This window comes from Bacillus sp. GbtcB14 (assembly GCF_019091205.1).
Lineage (GTDB): Bacteria > Bacillota > Bacilli > Bacillales > Bacillaceae_G > Bacillus_A > Bacillus_A cereus_AG.
On sequence record NZ_JAGXJT010000006.1, the window covers coordinates 328,843 to 355,753 of the forward strand.

Consider the following 26,911-nt stretch of genomic DNA (forward strand, 5'->3'; position numbering starts at 1 on the left):
TATGAATAAAAAATGACGACAGTTATCAAAATTATAGTTCTGATGTACTGCCGATTTTTATTGATATTTCATGAGCTGCTTGTTTTACCTTACTAATAAGAAAAGATAGTCGATCATCATTAATGCGATGACTAATTAACCCAACACTTAATGCTCCTACTACTTTATGATTAAATCCAATAATAGGTGCAGCTACTGAAGCTGTCCCTTCTGTTTTTTCACCATAACTTACCGCATATCCTTCAGTTTTTATTTGCTTTATTTGATCTAAAAGAATGTACTTTTGTTCTGGTAATGAAGAAAGTAAATGTTCTACAATATGTTCCATTTCATTCGTTTTCATATTGGCAAGCATCGTTTTATTTGCGGCACCAATTGAAAGTGGAATTTGTTCCCCTAAGTTATCAATAACTCGAATTTTTAAAGGGCTATCCATTCTTTCAATGATAATAGAATGTGTTCCATTTGGAATGTTCAAATAAACATTTTCTTCCACTTCAGAGGCTAACCGCTTCATCACTTCTCTTGCAACTGATCTGTAGTCTACTTTCTCCAATTGACGTAATCCTATTTCCATCCACATTGGCCCAATTTTGTACTGTTTCGTTTCTGAAATTTGCGTAACTAACCCATGCTCGATTAAAGAGTTAAGTAATCTATGTACTGTACTAACTGGGAGCTGTGTTCTGTCCGCTATATCAGAAATAGCCCAATACTCTTTTTCATTAGTAGAATTTAACAACTTTATAATACTTATCGCTCGATCAATGGACTGCACCATAATAACTCACCTCAGCTTGACTTGTAATATGCTAGTTCGCTCAATTACCTATCAATTTAACAAAAATTTAAAATGAAATCAATCTGTTTATTCAATTTTCTAAAAATAAAAATATACCAACAACAATAATTTGAAAGCGCAATCAAAAAAATATTAACTTTTCTTTTTTATATAGTTCAGATTTCACCCGAACAGAAACATTATTTTTAATTATATTTTTGACTTCTTTAAAGCTAACAAAATTGTTACTTTTCTCATTCTAAAGACGGAAGCGAAGTGAACGTAAGAATGCCTTAATTTTGACAATTTCTATTTCTGCTTTTTCTCTTTTAACAAGCGTCGTAGCTGCTGAAACAGTTTACTTATGGTTAATTTCAATTTCTGGAGTCATTACAATCATTGTTTGGATGTCAATTTGCGTTTCTCAATTCTTTTTCCGTAAACATTATTTAGCCGAAGGTGGAAAATTAGCAGACTTAAAATTTAAAACTCCACTTTATCCTCTTGTACCAATTCTTGGCTTTGGATTGTATGGCATTATATTAATTAGTCTTATCTTTATCCCTGAACAACGACTTGGAATCTATTGCACTGTACCGTTTATCATCTTTTGCTACACTTACTATCACTTTAAAGTTAAGAAAAGAATTGCTACTAACACTCGTAGTGAAACTAAAATTAGCGAGACTATGTAATACTGCATTACATATTATTACGATTAAGGCGGTTCAAATCAGATGAAAGCAAAAGCACATTAGTATGTTTAATAAATTTAATAATAAATATTTGGACAGGAGGTACTTCATTTCGAACATTATCCAGAAAATATGTAGCTTTCAATTACTCTAAAACAAACGAAAAATCTATCTTATAATTAAAGTGACGAAGAATATCATCTTTTGCATACCAATATCGTAAATTCCCATAAATTATCTTAGGTTACGAGACTGTTTTTTCGAAATCATCCAGGAAACCGTCTAGAATTAGTACGGCTATTATATATGAAAAAACAAGAGCGTCCTCAATGAAATTTAGGACGCTCTTGTTTTTTCATTCTTTCGTTGTTTCTTAAATGTAGCTTTAAACTTTATGAACTTGAATATATGATTTTACTAATTTTGTTCTACTTGAATTAGAATAAATTTTAATATCATATTTTACATAAACATTATAAGCATCTTTGTCTACATATTTTTTTACTGTCCACCAATAATTTGTACCTACCTTTAAATCTGAAGCAGCTTTACCAATTATAGAACCTGCAACACCTCTCCATACTTCTTTAACAAAAAATTTAGCGGCCCAACCTGCAATTCCACCACTAGCAGCTGTTATCAACCAACTAGTAGCCGTATTGGAAAACACATTACTTTCATAATATGTATTTAAATATCTCCAATTATAACTACCGTCATTAATCACAACTCTTTGTGGCGAATCTTTGTCAGTTTGTACTTGAGGAATACTTGGTTTAAATAAGGGAGCATTTTCTTCTGAACCTGAATAGATCAATGTGGATAAATCGTTTTCTTCTGTAATATTTATTTGGTCCGTTTCATCAGCTTTTGCAAATTGATTGATAGAAATAAGGGAACTTGTCGTTAGTAAAGTGAATACAGTTAAAACTTTAGGTAGTTTTTTTAACATTTTTACACCTTCCTTTTTCTTAATTTTCTGTATATAATATATATTACAGTAAATATTATAGAAATCAATAATTTTTTTACTTTTTTTCCAAAAAATTCAAAAGGTGGTGTGAAAATGTTTAGAAGTGATGCTAACAATACAGATAAAACTATTAGTATTTGTATTATTGCAATAGCAGTTTCTTTATATGTTTTCTTTAAAGAGCAAAGTATACTATACATTATGGCTAGTCTATTATTTATAAAGACTTTAATCTTCAAACCAATAACTATTAAATATTTGTTTATGGATATTTTAGGACTTTTATTATTATATGGTTTAATCTATATTATCCTTAAAATATTCTAATAATTAAAACCGTGATTGGTAGATTTTTTAGATTATATTTTTCATTTTTTACTATTTACAATAGGAAGTCTCCCTACAAGAAAAAGTTTTTCCTCCTGTGGGAAGACCTTTAAAATATCTGTTTTATAAACAACAAAAAGATAAACAATGATACCTTTTCATCACTTGTTGAATTTTGTTTATTGCTTTATTCAATGAATGTAAAGCTAAAAAAATATAATTGAATATGAACCCTGATATTATACAAAAATGGTACAGCGAAGTATTGAAAATTAAACTATGGCTGTGATTAAACTCCACTTAGGATTTGAACTCCCCTCATAAAAACTATTATTTAAACAAAAGCTCTCCTTAAATAAAAAGAATTAAGGAGAGTTTTTTATAAACGATAAAATTACAGTTCAGATTTCACCCGAACAGAAACATTATTTTTAATTATATTTTTGACTTCTTTAAAGCTAACAAAATTGTTACTTTTCTCATTCCAAAGACGGAAGCGAAGTGAACGTAAGAATGCTTTAATTATGACGATTGCTATTTCTGCTTTTTCCCTTTTAACAAGCGTCGTAGCTGCTGAAACAGTTTACTTATGGTTAATTTCAATTTCTGGAGTCATTACAATCATTGTTTGGATGTCAATTTGCGTTTCTCAATTCTTTTTCCGTAAACATTATTTAGCCGAAGGTGGAAAATTAGCAAACTTAAAATTTAAAACTCCACTTTATCCACTTGTACCAATTCTTGGTTTTGGATTGTATGGCATTATATTAATTAGTCTTATCTTTATCCATGAACAACGACTTGGAATCTATTGCACTGTACCATTTATCATTTTTTGCTACACCTACTATCACTTTAAAGTTAAGAAAAGAATTGCTACTAACACTCGTAGTGAAACTAAAATTAGCGAGACTATGTAATACTATACTTATATATAAAAGACCGCACATGGCTTTCATTTCATATGCGGTCTTTTATCATAGTCATTTGTTTTATTCCCTTTTCATTCATTACCTCATACGAGTCAATATTACTATATACCTTTACTTGAATTGCAAGTTCTTTGAAAAGTGATACCGATTTCCATAATGCGGTAAATACTACAATACTAGTAATTGGAATTTCCCGCTTTTTATACGTTATTGATTTTCCTTACTGTTACTGTTTTGATATATTGAATATATATTGCTTAAAATTTTAAAAAGACAGGAGTTATCTACAATGATAAAAGGTTTCGGGGGAATATTTTGGAGGACTAACAATCTTGATGTTATAAAAAAATGGTACAGTGAAGTGTTGAAAATTGAAATAGAAAATTGGAATGGGACTGTGATTAAACCCCAATTAGGAAATGAGACTATTTTTTCTTTCTTTACCGAAAATGATAATTATTTTCCAATAGAACAGCAAGTGATGTTAAATTTTGAAGTACATAATTTAAATGAGACTATTCAGCATCTTGAACATATTGGTGTACCTCTTGAAAAGAAAGAAGAAATTAGTGAGTTCGGAAAGTTTATTTGGATTAAAGATCCTGAAGGTCGATTGATCGAGCTTTGGGAGAAATAATGGGTTGTAATCATTTGCTATTAAGCTAACGGTTGCTTTCATTCAACAAAATAAATAAAAAAGTCGATTTCTTTACTCCACTGAAAATCGACTTTTTTCTATCCCATCCGCCATAAAATGAAACTACTTCCCTTGATTAGATTGCTTCCAAACAAAAGATACGAAAAATAATTTTTCTGGCTGCTTATTTCTCCCTTCTAATTCGCTTTAAAATTATATAATGGCTTAATAATGTGCTTTATATCTATTGTTTCTTTTGTATTTTCGATAATTTCATCCATTGGCTTATATACCATTGGTGCCTCATCAATTGTGCTCTCTACTACCGATGTAGTCCAAACCTCTGTCATCGTATTTTGGAAGTCCTCTAGACTCAATAATTCTTTAGCTTTCTTACGACTCATGATACGCCCTGCCCCATGCGGACCAGAAAAGTTCCAGTCTGGATTACCTTTACCAAATGCAATAATTGAACCATCTCTCATGTTAATTGGAATAATTACTCGTTCATCTTTCTGAGCTGAAATAGCACCTTTTCGTAGAATCATATTTTCCATGTCAATATAGTTATGTATTGTAGTAAATTGATCCGTTATTTTCCATCCCATTTTCGTAACAATTTCATCAATCATTGCTTTACGATTGAACTCAGCATACTTTTGGGCAATATTCATGTCATTCATATAATCTTTGAATCCTTGCCCTTCTAAATAAGCTAATTCTTTTCGAATATTAGGCTTCTTAATTCCACGTAAAGTTTCTTGTATTTCTTTTTCTCTCCCCTCTGTAATTAATCTCTTAATAATCTCATCTTTCATTGATGTAATATGAATGAGTTGTTCATATGCGAAGTTCTGGTAATACTCTGCTATTTGTTTACCTAAATTACGAGAACCACTATGAATGACAATATATACATTTCCTTTATCATCTTCATTTAATTCAATGAAATGATTTCCTCCTCCAAGAGTACCTATACTTTTTTGGGCTCGTTGTAATGTATATGGGGCCTTCACACCATCAAAATCAATCATTTTTGAGAATCGATGTTCTTTATTTCGGATACGAAAACCACTTGGAACAAATTTACGAATCGTTTCGTCTAAGTAATCGAAATTAATTTCTTCTTTTTTCTTATCAATCACAACAACTTCCATACCACAACCAATGTCTACCCCTACAAGATTAGGAACAATTTTATCTTGTATTGTCATTGTTGTCCCAATCGTACAACCTGCTCCTGCATGTGTATCTGGCATAATACGAATTTGACTATCCTTTACGAATTCTTGGTTACAAAGATCAATAATCTGCCCAGTTGCAGTCTCATCAACGTTATTCGTAAATACTTTTGCTTCATTGTATTTCCCTTGTAATTTCAACATCTTTCATGTCCCCTTCCTTTTGAAAAAATTATTTTATTACGTTGTATGTGTTTATAGTTACTATCATCCACTTTCTGCTTTCCATTATATATGCACTATATCCTTCACTATAATAAAAAATTAAAATGATTCATTTTGTTTACATAATATAATTACTGTCTCTTTATATTTATACCTACACATAAGCATTCCCCCTCCTCAATATCGGTCATATAATAATTAAACAAAAACTCCCCTTAAATCGAAAATGATTAAGGAGAGTTTTTTATATACGATGAAATTATAGTTCAGATTTCACTCGAACAGAAACATTGTTTTTAATTATTTTTTTGAATTCTTTAAAGCTAACAAAATTGTTACTTTTCTCATCCCAAAGACGGAAACGGAGTGATTGCAAGCTTGTAGCAAGTGTAATCGTTGGTACATTTTTTAACGGAAGCGTATTATTGTGTGCCTCTTCTAGCTTATAATTAGGTACTCTTGGGCTTAAATGGTGAACATGATGGAATCCAATATTACCAGTTAGGAATTGCAAGATTTTTGGAAGTTTATAAAATGAACTTCCTTCCACTGCCGCTTTCACATATTCCCAATCTTTATCCTCTTCAAAATAAGAATCTTCGAATGTGTGCTGTACGTAAAACAGCCAAATTCCTACTGAACCTGCTATTAAGAATATCGTACCATGCACTAACAGAAACGATTGCCACCCAATTGCCCAGCAAAGTATAGCTATTAAAGCAACGATTATAATATTCGTCAAATAAGTATTCATACGTTCTTTCTGTCTAGCACCTTTTCGGTTAAATCTATTTTTAAGCAAGAAAACATAAATTGGACCTAATCCAAACATAACAAATGGATTGCGATATAAACGATATGCTAAACGAAGTCTAAATGGCGCAGCTACATATTCATCCACTGTAAGCGTCCAAATATCTCCTGTACCTCGTTTATCCAAATTACCACTTGTAGCGTGATGAATAGAATGCTCATGTCCCCATTGATCAAACGGGAATAATGTTAACACACCCATACATGTCCCTACTATTCTATTTGCAGGTCGACTTTTAAAGAATGAATAATGGGTACAATCATGAAAAATAATGAAAATCCGAGTCATAAAACCAGCGGCTAACAGAGATGGAACTAATGATAACCAATAAGAAACGGACAAACTTTTATAAGCAAGGTACCATAAAATAATAAAAGGTACGATTGTGTTAATAAGTTGCCACACACTTTTTTTAATCGTTGATTTTTCATAAGGAGCAACTTGTTTTTTTAAATTTTTAGTATTTTCTAATGTCATTGGTCTAATTCCTTTCCTTTATGTTGCTAATTCACATTATAGCATACTATTAGTATCAGGTGTTAAAAGTAGATGTAATAAATATTATATAATATAAAAATCTCTTTTTTCTTACTCATTAGTTACAAATTACTTACGTCCAAAATAGCCTATATAATCGGACAAATGGAACATTTCATTTATAAAAGAAACTCTTATTTTTCCCAATAAATACATAAAAAACAGAGAGCTTTTTCACAAGAAAAAAAAGAGCTGCCACAAGTCAAGTTTCACCGACTTATGACAGCTCCTTTTCATTTTATTTTAGCGATGGATCCAAACTGCACCTGCAGACTTGTCTTCTGCTTGACCTACTACTTCAAACTTTAATCCTAGTTTCGGTAACTTACGTCCTGCATCTGGAATCATGCTATTGATGTACTGCTTAGAATCATCAAATTTCGCAACACCTGGTAATCCTTTATAGTCAAAGATACCGCGAGTTGGCGAATCTACTCTCCATGCTGGCGTTTGATCGAATGAGAATGCAGCATCAGCAATTTGATAACGCGTACTGCTCTTCACAGTCGGTTGTCCGTTTAATGTCCCTACGATTGCCTCTGGATGAGAATCTACTACTCCTAAGAATCCTTCACCTGGATGAACCCCTACCCAGTTATCTGTAAAGCTTTGATCCGCATACCATACAACCATTCCTGTATTAAATACTGGACCACGCGCATGTTGTAACGCCGTGTCAGAACCAGCGTAATTTCTCCACTCTACATAGTAGTTATGTTTCTTCTGTTCAAATCCGTTAGACACCGTAAATCCTTTTAATGTCATTGCTGGTTGGCCTTCTGCATCATCTGAGAAAACAACTTTGCCATTTACAGTTAATGCAGCATTATCTAATGCAAATCCTTTATAAGCTACTGCAATATCTGTTACATACTCAAATTGCAGTTTTACTTTTTTCCCTTTGAATTGGCTTAAATCGTATGATTTATCAACCCACTTACCATCCGTTGTATCCACGCCGCCTTTTACATCTTTTTCGCCCATTCTATCAATGCGTGTCTTCGTTCCATCTTCTGCAATCGCATATACGTCAAGGAAATCATACTTCGCTTCCAGTTCGTAGAATGCTTTATAATCGAACTTAGCATCCGTTGCATTTGTTAAGTCAAATACTGGTGTCTCAAGTGTTGTATGAATGTCATTTCCTTTTGTGCTGTAGTAAAACTTCTTACCAAATGCCGATTCGATATTTTTAATATCTTTGTCTGGCAAGTTAACACGAACGATTCCTGGTCGTTTTGATTTTGTAACACTTTGATCTAAATATGTTGCAGTACCGATTCCTGTGCGAAGTTTATCATAATCTACCTCAACGATATTCGCCCAGTTCCCCTTCATATTCTTTTGGAAAAACTCTTTATTTTGTGGTGAGAAACTTGTTGGCTCTGTGCCTGCAATTTTTCCAGCCCAGCTACCGCCGCTCATAATAGACCATGATTCAACAGGTTCACCTTGTCCAGAGTACTTTGTATCATATTCATCTGGTAATCCTAAATCATGACCGTACTCATGCGCAAACACACCAACTGCTCCATCTTCAGGCTCAATTGTATAATCATATGCAGCCATCTTTCCGCCCCAGTTTGATACAGAAGATTTCGTACCATCAATCGCATATGGCTTTGATCCTAGTTTTGAACGATGAGACCAAATCGCATCATCTTTCAATTTACCGCCACCAGCTTCTTGACCTACGCCAGCATGTACAACCATTAAGTGGTCAATAATTCCATCTGGCTCGTTTTTATTTCCATCACCATTTTGATCGTATTGATCGAATTGGTCATAATCTGCTAAATTTATCCCTTTTGCTACCGCTGCTTTTAATGCTTCTTTTACAAGATCACGTGGCCCTAAAGGACCTTTGTTATCATGACCAGTTCCCGCATCCGCACCATAATCTGACGCTTTTCCTGGAACAGTAAGCCATTCTGTTACAGTTCCATCAACTGTGTAGCTACCACCAGATTGTTCTTCATAATACTGTTTAAATGTATTAATCTTCGATCCATCAAATAACGTAAATGGCTCATCGCCAAATAACATTTTTTGATAATGTTCACGATTAAAGTCCTTAGAATACATGTAACCCGGTTCTTGATCAATATTATTATGCTTAAAATCGCTAAATTCTACGAGTAAAACAAGTACTTTATCTTTTCGAACAGCTCCATTGTACTCAGCTTGCTTCGCTGGTGTAGTCGGTACTTTTCCATTTAATTTTCCAGGGTTCAATCCTGCACCTTGTCCAGCTACCGGTCCTACTTCGGGTTGCTGCGCCTGTTCATTTTCCTTCATTTTTGCATCTTTTACTTTTTTCATAAAATCTGAAGCTTCTTGCGTAAGATTATCCCCTGTCATGATTTCTTTTCCAGGGTTTTCCCCTTTCTTTTTCTCAACATATTTTTCGACAGCCTTTGATGTCTCGGCTTGTGATGCAGATTGATCAATTACTCCCCGTTGTTTCAGCGCTTCTGCCAAACGCTCCTCAGGTATTAAATGCTCATCTATTGGTAGAGATGGTGGCGTATCAGCATACGCTGCATGACTTCCAAAAGCAAACGTACTACTTAGCACTGCCGCTGTTGCTAAAACTGATAATGGTTTTAACTTCTTATTCTTTTTCAATGCTCTTCCTCCCCAGTGGTTGCAAATTATCGTTTTTTTTGCCGATAGGAACATAATATTCGTTATAATACGAATATTCAATCTTTTTGAAGAGCTAAAATGTTGAGAAATATTTTTTAGGGTGAAAAACATAAAATAAATAAATTTACAAGAAGTCCATTTTAGAAGTTGTGATTCCCTTTACTCTTGTTTTCAAATGAAATTTCAGCTACACAAAAAATGCCAATTCCTAAGTACTAGATAAGGAATTGGCATTTTTCTAACGAGAATGCTTTATGAATAAACGGATTGCTTCTTCTGGTACATAGAACTTGCCATTACTTTCTACAACTACACTACCTAATTCATATTCTTTATTCTTAATACGAATTATATTTTTATTTACAAATAATTGAGCTTTTACATGATTACGTTTTACTATGAGCACCGGGTTTGCTGTATCAGTATTATCTATAGTGACTGTTGCACCGTTTTGTTTAAAAGCTGATTCACTCTCTACAAATAAATTGTTTGTTACTTCTTCTAAGTTAAAGCCCATTGCTTTCGCCATCGTCTTCGCAATATCTGTGTTTTGAATCAAACCGTATGGCTTTTGAGGACCGTAAGAATATAAAAACACATCCTCACCTGTATGCCCTCCTGTTGTGAAGCCTATGTTCGCACGATTGGCCAATAATGTAGTAAGTATTGGACCAATATCCGATTTCTTTTGTACAACTTTTAATTTTTCCTTTTCAACTTCAGTTAAGTTATTTAAACCGTAAAGAGCAGCAACTTCTACTATATTCGATAAATCATTATTTATTTTTTCAGTTACCCCTTCAAGTGTCATTTTCGCTTTTTTTAATGGCTCTATGTAAGCATTTACTGGTGTTATATTATACCCCTTTGTCGTATTCATATTTCCAATAGAAATACCACTATTACCATGGTCAGTTAAGGCGATGAGCAGTGTGTTCCCATCATTTTTTGCAAATTGTAATGCTTTTGCTACCGCTTCATCAAATGCCAATACATCGCTAATCATCCCAATTGGATCATTCACATGAGCTGCCCAGTCTGGCTTACTTCCCTCTACAAATAAAAAGAAGCCATCTTTATCTTTTGATAACGTTTGAATTGCTTTTTCCGTCATTTGCGAAAGTGTTGGTTGCTCCGGATTTGTTGCTTCACGATCCATATCAAACGCTAAAGCATTATGTGAAAAAGAGCCCCAAATTTTATTAGATTTAGAGTTCAATAATGCACCTTTCGTTTCAACAAAGTCGTATCCTTTACCTTGAATCACCTTTACTAAATCTTCACCATCTTTTCTTTTTATAGGTAGGAGTGCCGCTTTTCCCCCGCCTAGTACGACATCTATATTTTGATACACTTGCTGCTCCGCAATTACGTCAAAATATTTGCGGTTGACATGATGAGCAGAGAACCCGGCCGGAGTAGCATGCTGAATTTCAGCTGTAGCAATAATTCCAGTTGCACGACCAGTACGTTTGGCACCTTCTAAAACATTGGCAACTGGCCGTAACTTGTCCTCTTCTTTTATTGGTTTTACGCCGGGTGAACTTACAATAGAAGGTAATACGCCTACATATCCTGAATTCGATTTATTCCCCGTCGCTAAAGCTGTAGCTGCTGGTGCTGAATCTGTTATAGCTGATTCAGCCGAATATGTACGAACTCCTCCTGTTACCATTTCATCTAATGCAAGTGGTTTCCCTTTATACAAGCGTGATAATGTCGTTGCTGAAGAACTCGTTCCGTCCATAACCATTATGATTATATTTTTCGGTTGACGTTCTACTTTTTTCACTTTCGCTTCCACCGAATAATAATTCATCATGCTTTCCGTACATAACATACTTAGTGTGATTGTTCCTACTAACAGTAACTTCTTCATCAGTAAACCCAATTTCGACATTGTTGTTCCTCCGTATGTTTTACATTCATTTATATATGTTTTATTAGTCCCCCATTTTCATGAAGCTAACAATCATTACCTTCACTTTCTTTTATTAGTAAGGAAACGAACGCTACATATCATAGATTTTTATGTTCAAATAATTAGGGACCACACCTATTTTATAAAAATGTCTTATCATTCTCTTCCCAAAAATTTATTTATCAATAAAAATCCGATTGAAATAAATAAGAATTTATTGTTAAACGATAAATTTCATGTTAAATTAAAGAGATAATTTAAAAATGAGGTGCTTTATATGAAACAAGGATCAACACTCTTTTTAAAGACAGCAATCATCCTTATCGGTATTCCTGTTTTTGCTTTATGTATATTTTTAATTCCTAATATCGGGAATTATACAGCGGAATTATACCCGGATATCGCATATATAAAATATCTTGTTTTAATCAATCTATATGCAACGGTGATACCTTTTTATTTTGCCCTATATCAAGCCTTTAAACTTGTAAGCTACATTGATAAGGGGAACGCCTTCTCGAAATTATCTGTTAGAGCTTTAAAGAAGATAAAACAATGTGCTATTACAATTAGTGTATTATATGTAGTAGGTATGCCGCTTTTCTATCTTGTAGCAGAGAGAGATGATGCACCAGGTATTATAATAATTGGCATGATCCTTATCTTTGCTTCAATGGTTATCGCAGTCTTTGCTGCCGTTCTCCAAAGACTTTTAAAAGATGCGATAGATATAAAATCAGAAAATGATTTAACGGTCTGAGGTGAATGACATGGCAATAATAATTAATATTGATGTAATGTTAGCGAAAAGAAAAATGAGTGTAACTGAACTTTCAGAGAAGGTTGGAATTACAATGGCTAACCTTTCTATATTAAAAAATGGAAAAGCAAAAGCAATTAGAATTACAACTTTAGATGCTATTTGTAAAGCGTTAGAATGCCAACCAGGGGATATTTTAGAATATCAACCGGAAGACAGCGAATAAAAAGAGTCCTTCATACCAGAAGGACTCTTTTTATTGCACATTACGGCGCAAAACTAATTTGACCAGTAAATAATAATATAATCGTGATCATCCAAAATATAAGTAATGATAAGGACAGTATTATTGAAATAATAGCAATACCCTTCTTCTCTGTTTGTTTGGTCATCGTAATGCTAGAAAGTATGATACCTGCAACTGTGAGGGCAACTGTAATATAATCTCCCACTACATTACCTACATTCGCTATCCTTGTCGGAGTAATAAAAACGAACAGAAAACATAAAATGCCGATGAGTAAAGATATGTAGCTAATTATGCTGTATTTCTTTTTAGGAACTATTTCAGTTTTCATACTAATCCACCCCTTCTATACAGCTATAAGTTCATATTAGCACAAATAACCATAATTTGGTTATAATAAATAGCAGATAAAATGGACACAACCATCTTATCTGCTATTACATTTCTACCTAATTACTAACCCAGCTATTTCTTCTTTATCGTTATAAGTTACGATAAAGGTACGTTGTTCTTTACTATACTTCGCTACAAGAATAATAGTATATAAACCATCTTTTTCTTCAATCGATTTTTTCTCAATTTTTTCGAATGTACCAGCTTTTTCAATAATAGGAGTAAGTTCTTTCATTTGCTCTTCTGATAAGGCTGATTTCATTTTACTATCAAATTTTTCATGTACTTCTTTATACTTTGCTTCATTTAATAATGATACAATTTCTTCCGCCTTCGGAATAAAGTTTTTTGATGTACTTTCATCTACTTTATTACCGGTACATGCTGCAAGCCCGAACGCCGCGATAGCACTTATAATAATAAGTAATATTCTTCTCATTTTCATACACCCTTTCTTTTTAAAATAAAACTATAGCTAAAAACGACTAAAGCACAAATTGCTATTGAAACTTCTGACATAATGATCCCGCTTTTCCCTGGTACATATAGCGATATAATGCCAGCTAATGCATTTGCAGTCCCATGGATGAGAATTGCATAGACAACATAACGGAATTTCTTTTGGATGACAGCTTGCAATACAATGAGGGAAAGCCCAATATGCAATACCATCGCAAAAATGCGCTCAATACCGCCGAAATAGTAACTGTCACCATTTTGAATAACTGTTTGTGAAAATAATAGAGATATTACCGGGATACCAACTATCAACACTGCCTCAATACCACCATGCCCTGCTCCAAATAAAAAGCCAGACTGCCAATCTCGTTGCTTCATAAAATAACGCATTGCAATAAAACGAGCTATCTCTTCAAAAATACCAGCTGATAAACTAAGCAAAAGTACAAATAATACAGGCTGCATTACTGAAAACATTTGAAAATCTGTGCTAGTTCCATTTACATAATTCAGTATCGGTATGCGAATCAATATTTGTGATATAACAAAAGCCAATACACCTAACATATATGGAATATAGCGTTTCTTCCAAAAAGCATATAAAAGTGCTACAAGCGGTAAACCAAAGCAAATCATTGTTGTAAAAATAAGACCATTCATCTCGCTTCACCTCTTACTTGAAGTGTATAAAATCGAGTGAAGAAAGTATGTAGTTCTTTCCTATTCGGTTACATTTTCATCATAGACGGTCATCTCATCTCTTTTAATACGAATGTTTGCGTGAAATAAGGGCTTACATAAGTTGTTTCTAACGTCGCGTTATTTGTTTTATTCATAATCCGTTTTAATGAGAATAGTCCGTATCCTCGAGTTCCTTCTTTACTTGAATGGTTTTTCTCATAAATTTTTTGCAAATCAATTGCTTCACTCTTTGAACTATTACGCACAATAAAATATTGTCGTGAATCCATTTCAAAAAATGCAATTTGTAATATCTTTTCCTCACTATGTACTGCTTCTTCAATCGCATTGTCTACTAAAACTGAAATGATGCGAATAAATGAAATAACCGTCATCGAAACACTTTCAATATTCTCTGGTATATCGAGCATTATTTTTATTTGTTGGTGCTGGGCAGTGCTAACTTTCGCCCTTAATACACTTCTCACTTCAGGGATATGTACGCGAGATAATTTCGCAATATCAAGTTCATGATCATTTATTGTTTTTAAGGTAGGAGCTATAACATCATAGTACACTTGCTCAATTTCTTTCACATTTTTTGTACGTATTCCCTCTTCTAACGATAATAATACATTCATATAATCATGACGGAAACTAGCAAGCTCGTCATGCATATCCTCTAATTTCTCCACATAATCTAATAACTCTTTATCTAAGCGTTTTTCATGCTCTTCTTGTAACTTTGCTTTCGATAAATGTGAACTTATAAGTACTATAATGACTAATAATAAAAATACAATAATCGCTGAAATATAACTTACTTCACTGTATTGTTGATTTAATTGTGCTAAAAACGCATTAGATGGCTGTGTTAAAATTAGTTCAATAATAAATCCGGCAATTAATAATATATAAGTTACATAGTATAGCCGACTACCTACTATATATTGAGCAATTTTTCGGATTCTTTTCCGAGCTACAAAAATGCCGATAAAAGTAAGGGTTGATACGATAAGATGAATCATGCTACCTGTCCATAAATATAAATTGAATGCTGTTAACATAAAGATTTTCATTCCTAAATCGAAAAGCAACATTTTCACTAACGTTATAATTACCATACTCACTAGTGCAAAATATACATTATGCTTAAATTTCAATTCATTTTGCATTAATCCTAAACTTATTAAAAATAACACAATCGTACTATTCAACTCTGGGTATCTCGTTACTGTTACGACAATAGCCAGTAAAATAATGAATACTGCACTTAAAGCTATTAACATTCTATATGACAATCTATTGTACCGGATTAATTGAATGTATAAAAACGTATGGCTTATACTAGTAAGCAGTATTGCAAATAAATCATAAATATACATTACATCTCACCCTTTAATATGTTACGTACTTTACTCAATAAACGACGTGATACTGGAATACGTTTCCCGCTTTTTAAAACTATCATTTTTTGCCTCGCATCATAAGAAGACAGTTGCTTCGTATTCACGATATATGATTGATGACAACGAAATAAACGTTCATCTACTAATTCAATTTCTTTTAAAGTCCCGTAAAAATAAACGATTCGATCTAACGTCACTAATGCTAAACGGTGCGGTTCATCGGTCATAACATATTCAACTTCATGAAACGGAACCCGTACAGTCGCATTACTATTTTCAACGATAAAATCATCGGACGGAATAATATGCTTATTACGCGCTTCATATTGGAGTAAACATTGTTCAAAAATGTTACGCCTATCCTCATATGGCAAACCTTTATCAATAAAAGTTAAAGCTGATACCATGTATTGATACGAAATAGGTGCAAATTCAGAATGCGTCGTTACAAACACAATAATTCCTTGCGTATCATACTTTCGTATCTCTTGTGCCACTTGTAACCCTTTACGTTCCTCTCTTTTAATCTCTATATCTAAAAAATAGATTGGGACATATTTCGCCTTAGGAATGTTAGTAATGATGTTTTCACTTTTACTAGTTACCTCTATAAAATCAAAAGGCAACATATACTCCTCACAAATCTCTTCAACTAGCCGCTTCATTTGCTGTGCTTGTATGACATCATCTTCTAAAATGAAAATACTCATGTGATCACTCGCTTTATAGAAATCTTTTCATCTATAGATTTATCTATAACTATGTAATTCGAATTGTTATACTAATCCCCTCCTAAACATTTGAAAGTACTAATTTTCTATCGTTTTTATAAAGCATAGAAAATAACCTCTACTTTCAAGCAAAAAGTAGAGGTTTTATTTGAATTACTTATAAAATAACCTCTTTATCAATCACTACGTTAAAAAATTCCGAGTAATGCGATAAAGAATAATCCGCTACATCACAATTCCCTTGGAACATACATGTTGAAATACCTAATTCTTTTGCAGGTAATAAATCTAATTCTCTATCACCAATAGCTAAATCAATACTGTGCTTTTTATGCAAATGATCATAAGATAAAGCGTTCGGTTTTCGGGGGAAACCATCGTCAATTGTAACCATGTCTACGAAGTATTTCTCCCAGCCGTAATATTCTAAAATCTCCATAACCCCCGCCCTATGTTTATGGGTCATAATCACATTTTTATCCGCATATTTCAAAACCTCTTCGACACCTGCAAAAGGTTTCATATCTTTTGGAGTGAATTTCTCCTTCAAAATTTTAATCTTTTCTTCCTGTTCGCATGAAATATTATAATACTGAATTGCATGAGAGTATGATATTTTTAAGTTTTTGTATATTTCTTGTTTATCTACACTATCACCTAATATTTCAGATAGCATCATTGTATATGCAGGATACGTATCAAATAACGTCCCATCAAAATCCCATAAAATATTCATTCTGTTCACCTTCTATTTTCCAATCATTGTATGACTAAATTCGCCCGGTCCTTCGGCAATTCCGTTTCTAAGTAATAATCCTCTGCTTTCCAATACCTATTCTCAAACTTTGAAAGGTTTTTCTGCGTTTCCTCACTCTCGCGCAGAAATCTTGTCTCTCTTGGACAATCCAAGTACACCATATAATGAAAGAAATCTCTCCATTCTTTTCGCTGTAGAAAAACACCTTCAATTACAATTACACCTACTATAGGAATCTGTACTTTTTTCATTTCACTTGAGTCTGTCTCATCATAATAGAACGGTAATGTCAGTTTTGTTTCAGTTTGTAACTTTTGAAAAAATCTCTTCTGCAAGTATGCAATATCCCATTGTAAATAATAATACTCATACCATTCTTCATATCCAGTATGATACCGTTTATTACGTTCTACTATATGATCATCAATATGAAAAATATGGAACGGAATACCTTCTTGTTTCATGTTTTCTTTTAAATTTGCCACAAATGTCGTTTTACCAGATCGACTTAAACCATCTATACCTAGAATAAACCTATTTTCTTTATGTTTCTTCATTATATTTATAAGCTCATTTGTACTCATTACTTCTTCCACTCTTCTTTTAATAAAGAATATAAAATCGTATCATGAGCAACTTCATTTTGAATCATATGTTTTCGAAGTAATCCTTCTTCTTGAAATCCTGCTTTACTTAATAATTTTTGAGAAGCTTTATTTTCTACATATACAACAGCTGCAATTCTTATCAGTTGCAGCGTTTCAAATCCGTAAATTAAAATTGCCTGTAACGCTTCCGTTGCATACCCTTTGCCCCAATATGTATCGTCTAATTCATAACCAATTTCAGCTCGCTTATGATGATTATTTATTAAATGAAATCCGCACGTTCCGATTAATTGGCCCGTGCCTTTTTTCTCAATTCCCCAGCGAAATACTGTTCCCTCTTCATAACGATTTTTAAACGTTTGAATTGTTGTTTTCGCTTGCTCAATATTTTCAAAAGAATCCATTCCGAAATAACGTATAACAGATTCTTTTGAAAAATAACGGAACATTGTTTCTGCATCTAACAGTGTTAATTCTCTTAATTGTAAACGTTCTGTTTCTAGTTTCGGAAACCCCATCTCTTTTTCTCCTTCTATTCTAATGAACTGCAAATTTCAATATAATTTCCATCTGGATCGGCAATGTATGCAATTGTTTGTCCCCACGGTTTCACAATTGGTTCAACTAAGATTTTAATACCTTGCTCCCTAAACTGTTCGATTGTTTCTTGTACATGATCAACAACGAATCCCAATTCAAAATGAGAAGATTGTAACTCACCTTCTGTAAGTGGTAGTCCTGTTAATTCTTTTACATCTTGCCTCGTGTTCATCGCTAAAATTGTAGAACCAGTATTAAACTCAATATATGTACCATGCTCTGCTTTTATAGGTAACTGTAAAATATCTCTATAAAACCTTAAACATTCTTCAAACTTTTCTACATATAAAATAATGTACTTCATTTTTAAATTCATTTTACATCCCCCTTTATATCCATCCCTAAAATTTCGACAAAAGTCTCAAAAAACCTTGTTTTCTATAGTAATGAGCACAAAAAAATGAGGCCGATTTCTCGGCCCCCAGCTTATTGGCATAAAACAGGAGATTTGGTTTGGACATAACCAGTTCGTACCCTTATTATATTTTATTTTTTCTGAATTTTGAATACTTTAAACACCCATTTATATTGAGAAAGTTTTTTTGCTTGCATAAAATTAAAGAGTTTAAGAAATGCTACAAATGGAGGTGTATACATATGGAACCAATGCTATGTCCAAGTTGTAAAACGAACCGTACTCGCTTTAATATTCTTGAGCAACAAGTAAAACCAGTCAAGTTAAACCCACAAACTGGCCAAGTAGAAGAAGAATACACAAATGAAACGATGAATGCTTTTCATATGGCCTATCAAGGACCGACTTATCGCGTCCAATGCGCTGTATGCGGACTTGTTGAAAACCCGGAGCAATTTATTAAACCTGCTCAAAATCAGTCTTTTTCATAATATTGTTACCACCCTTTATAGAAATAGGTTTTTCTATAAGGGGTTTTTCTGTTTATACGTCAATAAAAAACGTATTTCTTTCTTATTATATGTTACACCTCACACCTGTTAGCTATCTTTTATTTTTGGATCTTCAATTGTAAGAAAATAATGACTCCTTCCATTCTAGCAATATGGATTGTTTCTACTGTTTGCAGTCTTTTACTTTGTTACTATTTTAAATATAAAAATTCAAATAAAATTAATTGGTAGTTCCTTATTATGAATCGTTACTTATTTATTATCTTCCAGGTATTGTCCTCGTTTATCATTTTACCACTTAAATATACAGTCTTTTATTATATAAAAAAGAGTCAACAAAATAAACATACATAGAACTTAAAGAAGATGTTCTGTTCCCCATCATTCCCCATACAATTAATCTTCTTTAAGAATTCTACTCTTTGTTACAATATTTCCTTTTTTAACTTTTTAATCTTCAAATATAAATTAATAAGTATATATAAATACAAGAAACTGAAAAACCCTACCATACCTTTATATAATCCAGATTCTGATATTCCAAGAAAACATAAGTAAAGCGCTGGCATTAACGTCACAAACATAAATGCAAAGACCTGTAATAACTCAGTGAGTTTTTGTATCCTCGTTTCCTTATCTGAATATATATCAGGTAACTCATTTTCCTCTTCTACTTCTTTACAAAAATAATTCCATTTCGCAAAACTCGTTACATGTTTCCAACCACACATTTCATATATTTCAATATACTCTTTTTGTTTTTCTTTTGTATCTTTATAATCTAACCTAAAATCCGCTTTATATATTACATCTTTCGGCTCGGTTCTATTAAACGTATACATTACATTATACTTTTGCAGTGCCCAGCCCTGTTGATGCATTTTTCTTAAAAAGGCTTCCTCTTTTTCCAAACTCCATCCAGCGAAAAATTTAAATATCTTCTTTGTCTCCATCACCCATTCACTCCCCTAATATACTGTTTCCATTTCTTACAGATCTCTGCAACCTGTTATACTCTAGCTCTAACACTTCTCTCCCAAACGTTGTTAACTCATAGCACTTCTTTCTGTCTGTAGAGGCAACTTCAACTATTAACTTCTCTTTTAATAATTTCGTCGTATTCCCGTATAAAGTACCAGGGCCGAGCTTTACTTCCCCATTTGTCATCTCTTCTACCATTTGCATAATTCCATAACCGTGCATTGGCTTCACTAGTGACAACAGAATGTAATATGTCGCCTCTGTTAACGGAATATACTTTTGTACTTTCTCATTCATTATAACTACCTCCGATACATCGTTTCCTGATATATCGACTAACGATACATCGTATATCGATATTGTATAATCACATTCCAAAATATGCAAGTATAATTTAATAATTAAATATTTATTTCTTTGGATTGAAAAATCATACCAATTTTCTGAATAATTTGTTAAAATATAGAAATATCCGTTTATATTTTGAAAGGAATGATACATATGATACATAAATTAAAAGAAAATATAGGATCAGTTTTTGTAGGTAAAGAACATGTTATAGATCTATTAATCGTTTCCTTGCTTGCTGACGGTCATGTGCTTCTTGAAGATGTGCCTGGTACTGGGAAAACACTCCTCGCAAAAACACTTTCTAAAAGTATTGGTGGTAATTTTTCTCGCGTCCAATTTACACCGGATGTACTTCCAAGTGATGTAACAGGTATTGAATATTTCAATCCGAAAACGAGTGAATTTGAGTTAAGACTTGGACCAGTTATGACTAATATTTTGCTTGCGGATGAAATTAACCGCGCTATGCCTAGAACACAGTCTAGTTTATTAGAATCGATGGAAGAACGACAAGTAACGCTTGAAAAGCAATCTACTCCTCTTCCGAAACCGTTCTTTGTTATTGCGACGCAAAATCCAATTGAATCACAAGGAACTTTCCCTCTACCAGATGCACAGCTTGATCGTTTTTTAATGACAATTTCAATTGGTTATCCATCTCCAGAAGATGAACTACAAATGATGCGACGTTTTCGTAGGGATGTACCACTAGAAAGCGTCAAACCTGTTATTTCTTTAGAAAATATTTTAGAAGCACAGAAACGAGTAAAAGAAATTTTCGTATCAGAACCGTTAGAACATTACATTATTAAACTTACTCATGCTACAAGGAATCATGATTACATCGCTAACGGTGTAAGTCCACGTGCCACACTTGCTTTAGTGCGTGCAGTACAGGCATTAGCCTTTTTACGCGGGAGAGAATATTGTACGCCTGAAGATATACAATTTTTAATTCCTTCTGTTTGGAATCACCGTATCGTCTTATCAATGGAAGGCGCATTACGTACGACAAAAAATGAAATTATGCAAAGGATTTTAAAAGAAGTTGACGTACCAGTGGAGATTGAACAAACATGAATGGACAGCGCGTTGTAACTGTACCTTTATTTTTCCAACTTCATATTATTCAATTAAGTGTGCCAGGCGCTATACTATTTACTTTTTTTATGCCACAACGAATCATTATGTTTTTCTTTTTCTTCTACTATTTATTTGCGATTTTTATTTATAAATATGTCGCTTACATAGAGAAAACATTTGAAGTGGTAAATGAGAAACAAACAACTCGGCTATTCCCTAATGAATCTGGACAATTTTTTATTCATTTGAAAAACGGTGCAAACATACCACTCGTTAATGGCGTTTGTTATTTTCATTTAGACCCGTCCCTACTACCGCAAAAAGAGCAAGGAATTGATCAAATATCAAAAACGTTATTCTCTTGTCCGTTTTCACAGCCTGCTCATTCGGCACAAAAATGGGATTTAACATTAACCGCTACGAAGCGTGGCGTATTTCAAATTGAACAGTTCGAATGCGTTTTGAAAGATCCTTTTCATTTATTATCTGTACATTTACCTGTATTTGATAAATTAAGAACTGAAATTATTGTGTATCCATCACCTAAAGAAGTAGCAGGTTTACAAGAACTTCAGCAACTTTTAAATGGTTCTTATCGAACGAATTTTTCTTTTTACAATGATGAAACATCTATTATCGGTGTTAAACGATATGAGCGTGAATCTTTCCGTTCTATTCATTGGAAAGCATCTGCTAAAATGCAGGAATTACAGGCGAAGCAATATGAACCTGTTAAAAATTATAGTTGGACGATTTGTCTTTCTTTAGCTGCTGATCGCGGATTTGGTTGGAAGGATAATATAGAAGACCTTATTTCATTTGCAACATACATTTGTCAATACGCAACGAAGCATCAAATACCATTTGAACTATTTATTAGTGTATTAGCTGAAGGTGGTCCTCTGCACTTACCATTAAACGAAGGACAAACACATTATGGAGTGGCTTTAGAGGAATTAGCGCGTATTTCAGATGATAGTACGTTACTTCCGAAACAAGGATTCCTTCATTATGTAGCGAGAAAAAGGGAACGATCGTCTACAATGATATACATTGGTTTACAGAGAAATGAACTCCCTCTTCTCTCTCAGCCTACGTTTCTCATTAATAACGAAGGGATGGTAGAAAAGCTTGAAAACTTGGCTCTATCACGTTAATGACTTTATTCTGCTGCTCCTCCTTTCGTTATTAACGGAAAGAGATGAACTCATCGGTATTACTATATTTTTAGCAACAGGCTATACTGGATTATTTCTTATCCATAAACTAATGAAGAAAAAAACGACAGGTTTTGTCATTCTGTTAATGACTCAAATAATCGGTTGTTCTATCTTTCTCTCTTTCTCTCTGTTTGGCACAATTATGTTACCGCTTTTCTTCTTTATCGTACATGTAGTTGGGCCTGGATATCCAGTTCAAAAGTCATTAGGTGGTATTGTCTGGTTTGGTATTTCAGCTATATTTTATACGCCCTTTCCACCTTTGTGGAAACTATTACTTTTAGTTTTACACATTATGATTACTTTTTGGTTAACTGGTGCAAATCGTAATCAACAGTTATTACGTTTCGCTTCTCTTATCACGATTGGAATAATTAGTGCTTTCCTTATTCCTATTTTCCCATACATTCGGCTTCTTTTTTCTTATATCGTACAAGTAGTTGCTTTAGGATTTGGATACGCCATTAATCCGTTATTTTCGGCAGCTGAATCAAAAGAAACTGACGATTTTTGGTCTAATAAAGGGAATTTAAAGGATCCTCAAATTAAAGATGAATTGGGGCAACACTCTTTTGATCCAACACTCATAAATAGCATTACAATAATAGCCTGTGCATCTATCGCTATTTACGTCGTTTGGAAAATAATAAAAAAACGAAAATATTTAAGTTTACCAAATATGCCTGTCTTCGAATCTACTATCATCACTGATAAAGAAGGAATGAATCAAAAACGTTTGAAACGAAACATACCGCCACATAACGAAATTCGAAAAGAAATTTTTAAGCTTGAAAGTAAGTTAATTCCTCCTTTAAATAGAAAACGAGGAGAAACTGTTGAAGCATGGCTAGGAAGAATAAATCGTGAAGAAGATGTAAATATTGAGAGTCATATTGTTATAGATGCTTATAATACAGTGCGTTATTCAAATGGTGAGGATATGATGCTACTTCAGGAATTTAAGGAAGAGGTTCATAAGCTTTATGTGTATCAGAAGAGTTTAAAGAAAAGAAAGAAATAACACAACAAAAAGACTCCTATTTTCATAGGAGTCTTTCTATACTTCTACGTTATTTTTTAAATTGAAGCGTTTTTCCCTGCTTCTATTTCTAATGACTCTTCATGCCACCAAAGTGTTTCTTCAGGGTCTTCTTTAGCAATCTGGTGTGCTTCTTTTTTCGTTTCTACTGTAGGATATGAACCTTTTAGTGCGCGTCCTGAAGTTGTAACGAATAATACACTAAATACGACTAACCCAATAATACTTACACCTGCTAAATAAAATGCCGGTGCTAGCGGGTTACCGGTTGCATGAACTAAGTATGAACATACGAGCGGTGTTGTTCCACCGAATATCGATACAGAAATATTAAATGAGATCGAAAGTGCTCGATAACGTACATCGGTGAAAAATAGTGATGGTAATAATGAAGGTAATGTTCCCTCATATACGCTTAGGAAGAATCCTAAAACGAAAATACCTGCAAATATAGCTGCAATATGTCCGTTACCTATTAGTAAAAATGCTGGAATTGCAAATACTGTTAAACCAAGTAAACCAATTTGCACGACGCGTTTATTACCAATTTTATCACTTAATTTACCAAAATAAAGGGCTAGCGGAATCATAAGTGCCATCGTAATAGAAATAATTAATAAGCCAGTTGTTTCTTTGACTTTAAGTACTTGAGTTAGATAAGAAGGAATATACGAAAGGATCATATAGTTTGTAATATTAAAGAAGGCGACAATTACTGTGCTTAATAAGAAGTCTTTTTTGTGATATTTTAATATGTCCATAAATGAAAATTGTTCGTTGTCTTCAGATTCCTCTTGTGCTTTTTCCATCTCTTCAAAGATGGGAGATTCATCTAAATGACGGCGTAAGTATAAACCGACCAAACCAATTGGTGCAGCTATTAAGAAAGGAATACGCCAGCCCCAGCTGAGCATTTGCTCATCTGTTAACAATAACGTCAAAATGGTAACAATTACCGATGCAGCAATGTAACCTGAGAGTGTTCCAATTTCAAGACCACTACCGAGTATACCACGCTTTTTATCTGGAGAAGATTCTGCGATATAAACCATTGCACCTGAATATTCGCCGCCTGTAGAGAAGCCTTGAATCATTCGGGCAACTAAAAGTAGTATTGGTGCCCATACACCAATTTGTTCATAGGTTGGTAGTAATGCGATGAATAATGTAGAAAGTGCCATTAAAATAATAGTAGTACTTAACACGATTTTTCGGCCGTACTTATCTCCTATTCTACCAAAGAATACACCTCCGATTGGTCGAACGAGAAAGGCCACTGCAAAAGTAGCAAATGTAAGTACAAGTTGCAATCCACTATTATCAACACCTGAGAAGAATAATTGACTTAAGATAACCGCTAAATACGCGTATAATCCGAAGTCAAACCACTCCATTGCATTTCCTATACCAGTAGCAACAACTGCTTTCCTGGCTTGTTTAGGATTGACAATATTAACGTCTTGAGGTTCAAAATTTAAATCATTATTTTGTTGCATATAATAAAACAGCTCCTTATTTAATTTAACTTCTTTAAGCACACCTTCTCTTATTGAATAAAATTAATTCGAAGCACTTAAGGAAAATTAATGTCTCCTTATCTGTTATTATTGTTTCACATAATTAATTATTTGTCCAATGAGATGCTCTTTAGGTTAAGTAATTTACTATTTTAAAAAAGCTGAAGAAGGCGCTATACGAGTACCTTTTTCAGCTTTTTATTTTAATATGCAAATTTATTTTTCCCACCCCTATTTTCCTCCTATTTGAGTTGTAAATAAGGTGTTTTTTTATAACGGTTTTTAAACTCTTGTAGCTGCTACATTATGAATACAGGAAATAAACTCATAGACAAATGTATCAATCTCCTCTTTCGTAATAATATACGGCGGAAGTAATCGAATAATATTCCCTTGTGTAACGTCAACTAACATCCCTTTCTCCATTAATTCTGCCTGTAATTTCTTCACATTTTCATTCGTATCATTCAAACTAATTCCAAACATCATACCAGCATGACGTACTTCCTGCATATAATAAGAATTTTCTTTCTGAATTTCTTGCAATTTATCATTTAAATATAGCGACTTTTCATACGCATCTTGCATTAAACCCTCGTCAATCAATGTTTGTAATACCGTTAAACCTAAAGCTGTTCCCATGGATGAATGAGCAAATGTTGTGCCATGATCTCCCGGTGAAAATACATCACATAACTTTTCACCTACAATAATTCCACCTAGTGGTATCCCGCCTCCTGCTCCCTTACCAATTTGAATAATATCTGGTGTAATATTGAAATTTTGATAAGCAAATAGTTTACCAGTTCTCCCCATACCACTTTGAACTTCATCAACGATAAGAAGTACATTATATTTCTCACATAAGTTTTGAACACCATGTAAATATTCACCTGATAAAGGGTAGATACCACCACTTCCTAATACAGGCTCTAGCATAATCGCAATTGGATTTTCTTTAACAATTGTTTCTTCTAATTGCTCTATATTCTCGCGCTCTACTTCATATACAGGAATCGATGTTTTAGGGAAATTTTGATATACACTTTCTTGTCTCGTGAAATGAAGTGCCCCTAACGTCCGCCCGTGGAAACTATTCTTCAGCACTACGATTCCTTCACGTTCTTCATGTGTATTAGCTCTATATTTATCAATTAATTTCAACGTTGTTTCTGTCGCTTCCGTACCAGAGTTTGTAAAAAAGACTTTTCCATTTTCTAAAGAGCACTCAACTAATTTCTTTGCATACTCAATCGCAACTGGATTTAAAAAATGAAACGGTAGATGCAACGATTTCGTAACTTGATCCATTGTTGTTTGCACGATTTTCGGGTGATTGTATCCTAATACGTTCACTCCGACACCAGAAAATAAATCTACATACTCTTTACCATCCACATCATACAGTTTACAACCTTCTCCTCTTTCTATCGCAACCTTCGTACGACAATACGTAGGCATCATATATTCTTTATCTAATTGAAACCAATCCGACATGTTAAATTCCTCCTAGTTATTTTCCCTGTTTATTTCTGT

At 33.4% G+C, this 26,911-nt stretch carries 26 protein-coding genes and 3 pseudogenes; 9 read left to right on the forward strand and 20 right to left on the reverse strand.

The features are described 5' to 3' along the window. Positions 1 to 31: 31 nt before the first annotated feature. Positions 32 to 781 (reverse strand): IclR family transcriptional regulator, encoded by a 750-nt coding sequence (locus KVT31_RS20015; protein WP_088096785.1) that lies wholly within the window; start codon positions 779 to 781, stop codon positions 32 to 34. A gap of 287 nt (positions 782 to 1,068) precedes the next feature. Between KVT31_RS20015 and KVT31_RS20020 the strand changes: the two are divergent. Then, positions 1,069 to 1,476, forward strand: a pseudogene (locus tag KVT31_RS20020) (amino acid permease); the annotation flags it as partial. A gap of 385 nt (positions 1,477 to 1,861) precedes the next feature. Here KVT31_RS20020 and KVT31_RS20025 read toward each other — a convergent pair. Continuing rightward, positions 1,862 to 2,428 carry a hypothetical protein gene (locus KVT31_RS20025; protein WP_029442642.1) on the reverse strand — a complete coding sequence of 189 codons (567 nt, stop codon included), beginning with the start codon at positions 2,426 to 2,428 and terminating at the stop codon, positions 1,862 to 1,864. 742 nt (positions 2,429 to 3,170) lie between these two features. After that, positions 3,171 to 3,287, reverse strand: a pseudogene (locus KVT31_RS20030) (fatty acid desaturase); the annotation flags it as partial. Position 3,288: 1 nt separating this feature from the next. On the opposite strand from KVT31_RS20030, the pseudogene KVT31_RS20035 reads away from it, so the two are divergent. Both KVT31_RS20035 and KVT31_RS20040 read left to right on the forward strand, forming a co-directional pair. Then, positions 3,289 to 3,696, forward strand: a pseudogene (locus KVT31_RS20035) (amino acid permease); the annotation flags it as partial. 301 nt (positions 3,697 to 3,997) lie between these two features. Continuing rightward, complete coding sequence (locus KVT31_RS20040) at positions 3,998 to 4,345, forward strand: VOC family protein (RefSeq protein WP_087981015.1); 348 nt, start codon at positions 3,998 to 4,000, stop codon at positions 4,343 to 4,345. 197 nt (positions 4,346 to 4,542) lie between these two features. On the opposite strand, the gene KVT31_RS20045 is transcribed toward KVT31_RS20040, so the two are convergent. The 4 genes from KVT31_RS20045 to KVT31_RS20060 all read right to left on the reverse strand — a co-directional run bounded on the left by KVT31_RS20045 (position 4,543) and on the right by KVT31_RS20060 (position 11,651). Then, positions 4,543 to 5,730, reverse strand: coding sequence for an RtcB family protein (locus tag KVT31_RS20045; RefSeq protein WP_088096786.1), 1,188 nt, complete (start codon positions 5,728 to 5,730; stop codon positions 4,543 to 4,545). Between the two features lie 280 nt (positions 5,731 to 6,010). Beyond that, a complete protein-coding gene (gene desA, locus KVT31_RS20050) occupies positions 6,011 to 7,042 on the reverse strand; it encodes a Delta(5) desaturase DesA (protein WP_140392480.1) in 1,032 nt (343 codons plus the stop codon). A 303-nt stretch (positions 7,043 to 7,345) separates the two neighbouring features. Further along, a complete protein-coding gene (locus KVT31_RS20055; RefSeq protein WP_088096787.1) occupies positions 7,346 to 9,730 on the reverse strand; it encodes an immune inhibitor A domain-containing protein in 2,385 nt (794 codons plus the stop codon). 259 nt (positions 9,731 to 9,989) lie between these two features. Continuing rightward, positions 9,990 to 11,651: an alkaline phosphatase gene (locus KVT31_RS20060; protein ID WP_088096788.1), complete on the reverse strand. Its 1,662-nt coding sequence runs from the start codon at positions 11,649 to 11,651 to the stop codon at positions 9,990 to 9,992. A 298-nt stretch (positions 11,652 to 11,949) separates the two neighbouring features. On the opposite strand from KVT31_RS20060, the gene KVT31_RS20065 reads away from it, so the two are divergent. Both KVT31_RS20065 and KVT31_RS20070 read left to right on the forward strand, forming a co-directional pair. Then, positions 11,950 to 12,432, forward strand: a complete 483-nt coding sequence (locus tag KVT31_RS20065) for a DUF2975 domain-containing protein (RefSeq protein ID WP_088096789.1) — start codon at positions 11,950 to 11,952, stop codon at positions 12,430 to 12,432. Positions 12,433 to 12,442: 10 nt separating this feature from the next. Beyond that, a complete protein-coding gene (locus tag KVT31_RS20070; RefSeq protein ID WP_002084833.1) occupies positions 12,443 to 12,658 on the forward strand; it encodes a helix-turn-helix domain-containing protein in 216 nt (71 codons plus the stop codon). A gap of 40 nt (positions 12,659 to 12,698) precedes the next feature. Here the strand turns inward: KVT31_RS20070 and KVT31_RS20075 are convergent, their stop codons facing one another. The 9 genes from KVT31_RS20075 to KVT31_RS20115 all read right to left on the reverse strand — a co-directional run bounded on the left by KVT31_RS20075 (position 12,699) and on the right by KVT31_RS20115 (position 18,633). Continuing rightward, positions 12,699 to 13,010 carry a hypothetical protein gene (locus KVT31_RS20075; RefSeq protein ID WP_061676889.1) on the reverse strand — a complete coding sequence of 104 codons (312 nt, stop codon included), beginning with the start codon at positions 13,008 to 13,010 and terminating at the stop codon, positions 12,699 to 12,701. A 114-nt stretch (positions 13,011 to 13,124) separates the two neighbouring features. Beyond that, positions 13,125 to 13,511, reverse strand: a complete 387-nt coding sequence (locus KVT31_RS20080) for a DUF3887 domain-containing protein (RefSeq protein WP_088096790.1) — start codon at positions 13,509 to 13,511, stop codon at positions 13,125 to 13,127. Between the two features lie 2 nt (positions 13,512 to 13,513). Next, positions 13,514 to 14,191, reverse strand: coding sequence for a YhfC family glutamic-type intramembrane protease (locus tag KVT31_RS20085; protein WP_088096791.1), 678 nt, complete (start codon positions 14,189 to 14,191; stop codon positions 13,514 to 13,516). 89 nt (positions 14,192 to 14,280) lie between these two features. Then, positions 14,281 to 15,597 carry a GHKL domain-containing protein gene (locus KVT31_RS20090; protein ID WP_088096792.1) on the reverse strand — a complete coding sequence of 439 codons (1,317 nt, stop codon included), beginning with the start codon at positions 15,595 to 15,597 and terminating at the stop codon, positions 14,281 to 14,283. Beyond that, a complete protein-coding gene (locus tag KVT31_RS20095) occupies positions 15,597 to 16,331 on the reverse strand; it encodes a LytR/AlgR family response regulator transcription factor (protein ID WP_088096793.1) in 735 nt (244 codons plus the stop codon). The genes KVT31_RS20090 and KVT31_RS20095 overlap by 1 nt, the downstream gene beginning before the upstream one ends. 178 nt (positions 16,332 to 16,509) lie before the next feature. Next, complete coding sequence (locus KVT31_RS20100; RefSeq protein WP_088096794.1) at positions 16,510 to 17,088, reverse strand: HAD-IA family hydrolase; 579 nt, start codon at positions 17,086 to 17,088, stop codon at positions 16,510 to 16,512. Positions 17,089 to 17,111: 23 nt separating this feature from the next. Then, positions 17,112 to 17,693 (reverse strand): kinase, encoded by a 582-nt coding sequence (locus tag KVT31_RS20105; RefSeq protein WP_088096795.1) that lies wholly within the window; start codon positions 17,691 to 17,693, stop codon positions 17,112 to 17,114. Next, entirely contained in the window at positions 17,693 to 18,235 is a 543-nt protein-coding gene (locus KVT31_RS20110; RefSeq protein ID WP_088096796.1) for a GNAT family N-acetyltransferase, read from the reverse strand. Before KVT31_RS20110 ends, KVT31_RS20105 begins: the two co-directional genes overlap by 1 nt. A 14-nt stretch (positions 18,236 to 18,249) precedes the next feature. Continuing rightward, positions 18,250 to 18,633, reverse strand: coding sequence for a VOC family protein (locus KVT31_RS20115; protein ID WP_088096797.1), 384 nt, complete (start codon positions 18,631 to 18,633; stop codon positions 18,250 to 18,252). Between the two features lie 281 nt (positions 18,634 to 18,914). Here KVT31_RS20115 and KVT31_RS20120 point away from each other — a divergent pair, with 281 nt between their 5' ends. Further along, complete coding sequence (locus KVT31_RS20120; protein WP_000433610.1) at positions 18,915 to 19,163, forward strand: hypothetical protein; 249 nt, start codon at positions 18,915 to 18,917, stop codon at positions 19,161 to 19,163. Positions 19,164 to 19,609: 446 nt separating this feature from the next. Here the strand turns inward: KVT31_RS20120 and KVT31_RS20125 are convergent, their stop codons facing one another. Continuing rightward, a complete protein-coding gene (locus KVT31_RS20125) occupies positions 19,610 to 20,137 on the reverse strand; it encodes a DUF2812 domain-containing protein (RefSeq protein ID WP_088096798.1) in 528 nt (175 codons plus the stop codon). A gap of 7 nt (positions 20,138 to 20,144) precedes the next feature. After that, the gene (locus KVT31_RS20130; protein WP_088096799.1) at positions 20,145 to 20,462 is read right to left on the reverse strand and encodes a PadR family transcriptional regulator; all 318 of its coding nucleotides are present in this window, start codon (positions 20,460 to 20,462) and stop codon (positions 20,145 to 20,147) included. 204 nt (positions 20,463 to 20,666) lie between these two features. On the opposite strand from KVT31_RS20130, the gene KVT31_RS20135 reads away from it, so the two are divergent. From KVT31_RS20135 to KVT31_RS20145, 3 genes are read left to right on the forward strand one after another with little or no spacing between them, the layout of a single operon-like run. Continuing rightward, positions 20,667 to 21,596 carry an AAA family ATPase gene (locus tag KVT31_RS20135; RefSeq protein ID WP_088096800.1) on the forward strand — a complete coding sequence of 310 codons (930 nt, stop codon included), beginning with the start codon at positions 20,667 to 20,669 and terminating at the stop codon, positions 21,594 to 21,596. Then, on the forward strand, positions 21,593 to 22,756 hold the full coding sequence (locus KVT31_RS20140; RefSeq protein ID WP_088096801.1) for a DUF58 domain-containing protein: 1,164 nt from the start codon (positions 21,593 to 21,595) through the stop codon (positions 22,754 to 22,756). Before KVT31_RS20135 ends, KVT31_RS20140 begins: the two co-directional genes overlap by 4 nt. Continuing rightward, positions 22,731 to 23,840, forward strand: coding sequence for a DUF4018 domain-containing protein (locus tag KVT31_RS20145; protein WP_088096802.1), 1,110 nt, complete (start codon positions 22,731 to 22,733; stop codon positions 23,838 to 23,840). Before KVT31_RS20140 ends, KVT31_RS20145 begins: the two co-directional genes overlap by 26 nt. A gap of 56 nt (positions 23,841 to 23,896) precedes the next feature. Here the strand turns inward: KVT31_RS20145 and KVT31_RS20150 are convergent, their stop codons facing one another. Next, positions 23,897 to 25,354, reverse strand: a complete 1,458-nt coding sequence (locus KVT31_RS20150; protein ID WP_088096803.1) for an MFS transporter — start codon at positions 25,352 to 25,354, stop codon at positions 23,897 to 23,899. Positions 25,355 to 25,657: 303 nt separating this feature from the next. Beyond that, entirely contained in the window at positions 25,658 to 26,872 is a 1,215-nt protein-coding gene (locus tag KVT31_RS20155) for an aspartate aminotransferase family protein (protein ID WP_088096804.1), read from the reverse strand. Positions 26,873 to 26,911 lie beyond the last annotated feature (39 nt).